At 69.5% G+C, this 7,662-nt stretch carries 5 protein-coding genes; all 5 read left to right on the top strand.

The window, feature by feature from the left end:
• Positions 1-14 precede the first annotated feature (14 nt).
• Positions 15-686 (top strand): translesion DNA synthesis-associated protein ImuA, encoded by a 672-nt coding sequence (gene imuA / locus L810_RS19855; RefSeq protein WP_081712878.1) that lies wholly within the window; start codon positions 15-17, stop codon positions 684-686.
• A complete protein-coding gene (locus tag L810_RS19860; RefSeq protein ID WP_042975446.1) occupies positions 619-2,124 on the top strand; it encodes a Y-family DNA polymerase in 1,506 nt (501 codons plus the stop codon). Before imuA ends, L810_RS19860 begins: the two co-directional genes overlap by 68 nt.
• A gap of 6 nt (positions 2,125-2,130) precedes the next feature.
• On the top strand, positions 2,131-5,334 hold the full coding sequence (locus tag L810_RS19865) for an error-prone DNA polymerase (RefSeq protein ID WP_021160060.1): 3,204 nt from the start codon (positions 2,131-2,133) through the stop codon (positions 5,332-5,334).
• 322 nt (positions 5,335-5,656) lie between these two features.
• Entirely contained in the window at positions 5,657-6,391 is a 735-nt protein-coding gene (locus L810_RS19870) for a GntR family transcriptional regulator (RefSeq protein WP_021160062.1), read from the top strand.
• A 99-nt stretch (positions 6,392-6,490) separates the two neighbouring features.
• Positions 6,491-7,594: an N-acetylglucosamine-6-phosphate deacetylase gene (gene nagA / locus L810_RS19875; RefSeq protein ID WP_021160063.1), complete on the top strand. Its 1,104-nt coding sequence runs from the start codon at positions 6,491-6,493 to the stop codon at positions 7,592-7,594.
• The last annotated feature ends 68 nt before the right edge of the window (positions 7,595-7,662 follow it).

The following is a 7,662-nucleotide window of genomic DNA, read 5'->3' on the forward strand; positions in this document are numbered from 1 at the left end:
CGGAGTCGGGGGGAATAACGCTGTGGCGCGGTTCCCAGCTCGCGCGCGGCGGCCCGCGCACGATCGATACCGGCTTCGTCCCGCTGTCGGCCGAGCTGCCGGGCGGCGGCTGGCCGGTCGGCGGGCTCGTCGAACTGCTGGCCGCGCAGCCGGGCTGCGGCGAGATGCGGCTGCTCGCACCCGCGCTCGCCCGCACCGTCAGCGCGCGTCGTCCGCTTGCGCTCGTCGCGCCGCCTCAAGCGCCGCATGCGACCGCGCTCGCCAGCCTCGGCGTACCGTCCGACGCACTGCTGTGGCTGCGTGCCGGCAGCCGCACCGATGCGCTGTGGGCTGCCGAGCAGGCGCTCAAGACGGGGTGCTGCGGCGCGCTGCTGCTCTGGCAGGATGCGCGGCCCGATGCGCTGCGGCGCCTGCATCTCGCGGCCGCGCGCACGGGCGACACGCTGTTCGTGATGCTGCGTCCGCTGTCGGCCGCGCGGCAACCGTCGCCGGCCGTGCTGCGTGTCGCGCTGTATCCGGTGCCGGGCGGCGTGTCGCTCGACATCGTCAAGCGTCGCGGCCCCGCACGCGGCGAGCCGCTCGTGCTCGACCTGCCGTCGCCCATCGTGGAGAGCCGCTATGCGCGTCTTGCTCGGCATCCATCTGCCGCGCCTGCCGCTCGACGTGTGCGCCCCGCCGCCGTCTGACGGCGCGGCGCAACGCGTAGACGAAGCGGACGAAGCAGGCTGCGCGGTGCTCGAGCAGGGTGTCGTGCTGATCGCCGATGCACCCGCGCGCCGGCAGGGCGTGCGCGCGGGCATGAAGCGCGGCGGCGTGCTCACGCTCGCGCCGCACACGCGGCTCGTCGAACGCGACCCCGCGTGCGAGGCCGATGCGCTGCGCGCGGTCGCGCTCGCGTTGCTGCGCTTTTCGCCGTGCGTCGCGCTCGACGACGAAGCCACGCTGATCGTCGACGTCGGCCCGAGCCTGCGCCTGTTCGGCGGCCTGCCGTCGCTGTGCCGACAGGTGCGCGCGACGCTCGCGGCGCTCGGTTATGCGGCGCGCCTGTCCGCCGCACCGACCGGGCGGGGCGCGTGGCTGCTCGCGCGCGTGTCGGCCCGTGCACGCATCCGGCGCCGCGTCGCCGGCCAGGTGTCGCTCGTGCGTTCGCTCGACAGGCTGCCGTGCGTGCTGCTGCCCGAGGCGCGTCCGTATGCGGGCTGGTTCGACGGCCTCGGCTGCCGCACGCTCGCCGACCTGCGCAACCTGCCGCGCGCGGGGCTGCAGCGCCGCTGCGGTCCCGCGTTGCTGGCCGCGCTCGATCGCGCGTACGGCGATGCGGTCGAGCCGCTCGCATGGATGGCGGTGCCGCCGGTGTTCGACGTGCGGCTCGAATTGCCGGAGCGCGTCGAATACGCGGAAGCCGTGCTGTTCGCCGCGCGGCGGCTCGTCGTGCAGCTGTGCGGCTGGCTGGCCGCGCGGCAGCTGTCGCTGGCCGCGATGACGTTCGATCTCGAGCACGAGCGCGGCCGCCAGGCCGTGCCGCCGACGCCGCTCGAACTCGCGTTCGCCGCACCCGTGCGCGACGAGACGCACTTCATGCGGCTGCTCGGCGAGCGGCTCGCGCGCGTCGAGTTGCCGGCCGCGGTGATCGCGGTGCGTCTGACGGCCACGCGCGTCGAATCGGTCGCGCCGCCGGCCGACGATCTGTTCCCCGAGCCGGGCGGCACGAAAGAGACGCGCGCGCGGCTGTTCGAGCTGCTGGTCGCACGGCTCGGCGCGGAGAACGTGCTGCGCGCGGCACCCGTCGCCGATCACCGGCCCGAGGCTGCGAACCGCTGGCTGCCGCTCGATGCGCAGGCCGGCAAGCCGGCCGGCGGGCCGCCGGCCGTGCCGCCGAGGCCCGCGTGGTTGCTGGACGAGCCGCTGCCGCTGCTGATGCGGGGGGAGCGGCCGGTATTTCATACGCCGCTCAGGATGATGTCGTCGGTGGAACGGATCGAGGCCGGGTGGTTCGATGGCCAGCTCGCCGCACGCGATTACCACGTCGCGCAGGACGAAACCGGTGCGTGCTACTGGGTGTTCAAGGAGCGGGCAGCGAGCGAGGCCGAGCCGCGCTGGTTCCTGCACGGCCTGTTCGGGTGAACGGTCATGGTTGCGGAATTCAGCTGGCTGCCCGATTACGCGGAGTTGTTCTGCCGTTCGAACTTTTCGTTCCTGCATGGCGCGTCGCATGCGGAAGAACTGGTCGAGCGTGCGGCGGAACTCGGCTATCGCGGGATCGCGATCACCGACGAATGCTCGCTCGCCGGTGCACCGCGCATGCACGTCGCGGCGAAGGCGAAAGGGTTGCCGCTCGTCATCGGTTCGTACTTCGAAGTCACACCGGATGAAGTCGCACCGGGCCACGATCCGGGCCCCGGCGCGTTCGGGCTCGTGCTGCTCGCGCAGAATCGGGAAGGCTACGGCAACCTGTCCGAGCTGATTTCGTGGCGGCGGATGGAAGCGCCGAAGGGGACTTACACGCTGACGTCGCACATGCTGTCGAGGCCGCCCGAGGCATTCGCACACCTGCGCGGCATGCCCGACTGCTTCGCGATTCTCGTGCCCGCGTACCCGGTGCGCGCGGACGTGCTCGATGCACAGGTCGCGTGGTTTCGCGCGACGTTCGGCGAGCGTGCACGGCTCGGGCTCGTGCAGTTGCAGCGCGCGCTGGACGGTGCGCAGCGCGAGGAGGTTCGTGCGGCCGGCGAGCGGCGCGGCGTGCGCATCGTCGCACTCGGCGACGTGACGATGCACCGGCGCTCGTGCAAGGAACTGCAGGACGTGATGACGGCGATTCGTGTCGGGATGCCTGTCGCGGAATGCGGTTATGCGCTCGCGCCGAATGCGGAGCAGCATCTGCGTGCGCGCGGGCGGATCGGGAAGCTGTTTGCGCCGGAGGAGATCGCGCAGACGTGCGCGATGCTCGACGGCTGCAATTTCTCCCTCGACGACCTGAAGTATGAATACCCGCTCGAACTCGTCCCGCGCGGGCATACGCCGACGAGCTACCTGAAGCAGGAGACCTGGGCGGGTGTGGCCCGGCGTTACTGGAATGGTGTGCCGGAGAAAGTCGCCAGGCAGATCCGGCATGAACTCGCCCTGATCGCGAAACTGAATTACGAGCCGTTCTTCCTGACCGTCTACGACATCGTCAAATTCGCGCGCAGCCAGAACATCCTGTGCCAGGGACGCGGCTCGGCGGCGAACTCGGTGGTCTGCTATTGCCTCGGCATTACCGAGGTCGATCCCGATCAGAGCACGATGCTGTTCGAGCGCTTCATCAGCGTGGAACGCGGCGAGCCGCCCGATATCGACGTCGATTTCGAGCATCAGCGCCGGGAAGAAGTGATTCAGCATATCTACGAGAAGTACGGGCACGATCGCGCCGCACTGGCGGCCGCCGTATCGACCTATCGCCCGCGCGGCGTGCTGCGCGAGACCGGCAAGGCGCTCGGTGTCGATCCGGTGCTGGTCGATCGCGTCGCGAAAGCGCATCGCTGGTTCGACGGCAGTCGCGACCTGCTGCAGCAATTCTCGACGACCGGGCTCGATCCCGAGACGCCGCTCATCCAGGCGTGGGCCCGGCTCGCCGCGCGGCTGCTGAACTTCCCGCGCCATCTGTCGCAGCACTCGGGCGGCTTCGTGATCAGCCGCGGCAAGCTCACGCGGCTCGTGCCGGTCGAGAACGCGGCGATGGACGGGCGGCGCGTGATCCAGTGGGACAAGGACGATCTCGAAGCACTCGGGCTGATGAAGGTCGACGTGCTCGCGCTCGGCATGCTGTCGGCGCTGCATCGCGCGTTCGACATGCGCACCGCATGGCGAGGCCCGCCGAAGGCAGACGGCAAGCCGTTCACGTTGAAGCACATTCCGAAGGATGACGTCGCAACCTACGACATGATCTGCCGCGCCGACACGGTCGGCGTGTTCCAGATCGAATCGCGCGCGCAGATGTCGATGCTGCCCCGCCTGCGGCCGCGCACTTATTACGACCTGGTGATCGAGGTCGCGATCGTGCGGCCGGGGCCGATCCAGGGCGGGGCAGTGCACCCCTATCTGAAACGACGCCAGGGCCTCGAAAAGGTCAGTTATCCAAAGGAGGACCTGAAGCCCGCACTCGAACGGACGTACGGCGTGCCGATCTTCCAGGAACAGGTGATGCAGATCGCGATGATCGCGGCCGGCTTCACGGCCGGCGAGGCCGACCAGTTGCGTCGCGCGATGGCCGCGTGGAAGCGCAAGGGCAATCTGGAGCAATATCACGGCAGGATCGTCGACGGGATGCGCGAGCGCGATTACCCGCCCGAGTTCGCCGAACAGATCTTCGAGCAGATCAAGGGTTTCGGCGATTACGGTTTCCCCGAGAGCCACGCGGCGAGCTTCGCGAAGCTCGCCTACGCCAGCAGCTGGCTCAAATGCCACGAACCGGCGATCTTCCTCGCCGCATTGCTGAACAGCCAGCCGATGGGTTTCTATCCGCCGTCGCAACTCGTGCAGGACGCGAAGCGTCACGGCGTGCAGGTCCTGCCGATCGACGTCACGCAAAGCGGCTGGGAGGCATCGCTCGAAGCGCTGCCCGGCCAGCCGCCTCCGCACGGACAGCCGGCCGTTCGGCTCGGGCTGTCGCTCGTGAGCGGCCTGGGAGAAGCCGCTGTCCGCAGGATCGAAGCCGCACGCGCGGCGGGCCCCTTCGACAACGTCGACACTCTCGCGCGCCGCGCGCAGCTCGAACGCCGCGATCTCGAGGCGCTCGCCGCCGCGAACGCGCTCGCGACCCTCGCCGGCCACCGCCGCGACGCGCTGTGGCAAGCGGTTGCAGCGGCACCCGAGCGCGACCTGCTCGCGACCGCACCGATCGACGAAGCGGAGAAGCCGGCACTCGGCGCGCCGTCGGAGGCCGACGACATCCTCGCCGACTATCACACCACCGGCCTCACGCTGAACCGCCACCCGGTCGCGCTGCTGCGGCCCGAGCTGCGCGCGCGGCGGCTGTCGTCCGCGGCCGAACTGCACGACCGCCCCGACGGCCGGCTCGCGCGCGCGTGCGGGCTCGTGACCGCACGGCAGATGCCGGGCACCGCGAAAGGCGTGATGTTCATGACGCTCGAGGACGAAACCGGCTGCGTGAACCTGATCGTCCGGCCCGAGCTGCTCGCGCGGCAGCGCCGCGAAACCCTCGATTCGCGGCTGCTCGCCGTGTCCGGCGTGTGGCAGGTCGCGAGCGACGTGAGGCACCTCGTCGCGCAGCATTTCGAGGATCTGACGCCGCTGCTCGGCGGCCTGCGCACGTCGAGCCGCGAGTTCCATTGATGCCGGGGTGCCCCCGTCGTACCGGCACCCCCCCACGCCGATGCATACCAGTCGGCCGAACTGGTTCTATTCCGGTATCGTTTCCACCCCTCCAAGCCCGGCAAATCCGGCGCTTGAACTGTCCCCTTGCATACCAATCCGGGTAAATCCCTATCCCGCATCGCGTTGTAAACAAAGACTTTCTCGCAACTAAAACGCTTGCCGGGCAAGGCTTTCGGCGATTTCCGCGTCGCTAATACCAGTTCGTTGACTGGTATTATGGTGGTTATATAATGCCCTCACTTTCGACGGCCCGAGGTCGTCGTCCGACACCCGGAGGCACATGGAAACCGGCTGGTCCGAACTGGCGCCCGATCCCCTCAGCGACACGCCGCTCTATCTGCAGCTCGCCCGCAATCTGGCGAGCGCGATCCACGCCGGCGCGTGGCGGGCCGGCGAGGCGCTGCCGTCGGAGCGGCTGCTGTCGGTGTCGGTCGGCGTATCGCGGATCACGGCCCGTCGCGCACTCGCGCTGCTGGTCGAGCAGGGGCTGATCAAGCGGGCACGCGGGGCGGGCAGCTTCATCACGCCGCGCGTCGCCGATCCGCTGTCGCGTCTCGTCGGCTTCACCGCGAAGATGAAGCAGCGCGGCTTCGTGCCCGATTCGGTATGGCTGTCGCGCACGCTGCGCGCCGCGAGCCGCGACGAGATCACGCATCTCGGTCTCGCCCCCGGCGCGACGGTGGCGCGGCTCGAACGGCTGCGCCGCGCGGACGGCATCGTGATGGCGGTCGAGCATTCGACGCTGCCGGCCGCGGTGGTGCCCGATCCGCAGGCGCTCGGTGCGTCGCTGTACGAGTACCTCGACACGCGCGGGATGACCGTCGTGCGCGCGCTGCAGCACTTTCGCGCGGCGAACGCGACCCACGCGATCGCGAAATGGATGGCGGTGAAACCGGGCTCGGCGCTGCTGGTGATCACGCGGATCGGCTACGGTGCCGACCAGCGCGCGATCGAAGTGAGCGAAACGTATTGCCGCGACGACTACTACGACTTCGTCGCCGAACTGAAACGCTGACGCGCGAGACTTGCCCGCGCGCGACAGCCGTGAAGCAACGACACGGAATTGCAAATCACGACGCGGATACCCGCGTCACCAGATCATCAAGAGAACGTCATGCTGACTGGAAACATCCTTACCCCCGACGGCTGGATTCTGGGTTCGCTCGATAGCGAGAACGGCCGCATCACGACACTCGACGGCAAGCCCGTCGATCCCGCGAAGAACGACGCGCCTTACATCCTGCCCGGCTTCATCGACCTGCACGTGCACGGCGGCGGCGGCGCCGACGTGATGGAAGGCGGCGACGCGATCGAGACGATCGCCCGCACGCACGCGCAATTCGGCACGACGAGCCTGCTCGCGACGACGATGACCGCGCCGCGCGACGAACTGATGAAAGTCGTCGGCAACCTCGGCAGCGTCGCGCGTACCCGCACGCCGGGCGGCGCGCGCGTGCTCGGCGTGCACCTCGAAGGCCCGTACATCAACCCCGGCAAGCTCGGCGCGCAGCCCGACGCGGCCGTCTCGGCCGTGCTCGACGAAGTGCTGAAGTACCTGTCGATCGCGCCGATCCGCGTCGTCACGCTCGCGCCGGAAATCGCCGGCCACATCGAGATCATCGGCGAGATGGCCGCGCGCGGCGTGCGCGTGCAGCTCGGCCACTCGCTCGCGACCTACGACGACGCGGTGGCCGCGCTCAAGCACGGCGCGTGCGGCTTCACGCACCTGTTCAACGCGATGTCGCCGCTGCATCACCGCAACCCCGGCCTGGTGGGCGCGGCGCTTGCTCACGCCGAATACGCGGAAATCATTCCCGATCTGCTGCACGTGCACCCGGGCGCGATTCGTGCGGCGCTGCGCGCGATCCCGCGCCTGTACGTCGTGACCGACAGCACGTCCGCGACGGGCATGCCCGACGGCGAATACCGGCTCGGCAGCCAGCACGTGACGAAGTGCCTCGGCGGCGTGCGTCTCGCCGACGGCACGCTCGCCGGCAGCACGCTGACGATGGACCAGGCGCTGCGCAACCTCGTGTCGCTCGGCCTGCCGATCGCCGATGTGTCGAACCGGATGTCGCGCTATGCGGCCGACTACCTCGGCATCGCCGATCGCGGCCGCCTCGAGCGCGGCGCATGGGCCGACCTCGCGGTGTTCGATCGCGACCTGAACCTCACCGCGACCTACGTCGAAGGAGAATCGATTGTCGAATATGCTTAAGGAAGCGCGCGAGTCCGCCCAGGTCGTCGCCGCGCAGATCGCCGACACCGCGCGCGTCGAAGCGCTCG

Source organism: Burkholderia sp. AU4i (genome assembly GCF_000466765.1).
Taxonomy (GTDB): Bacteria; Pseudomonadota; Gammaproteobacteria; order Burkholderiales; family Burkholderiaceae; genus Burkholderia; species Burkholderia cepacia.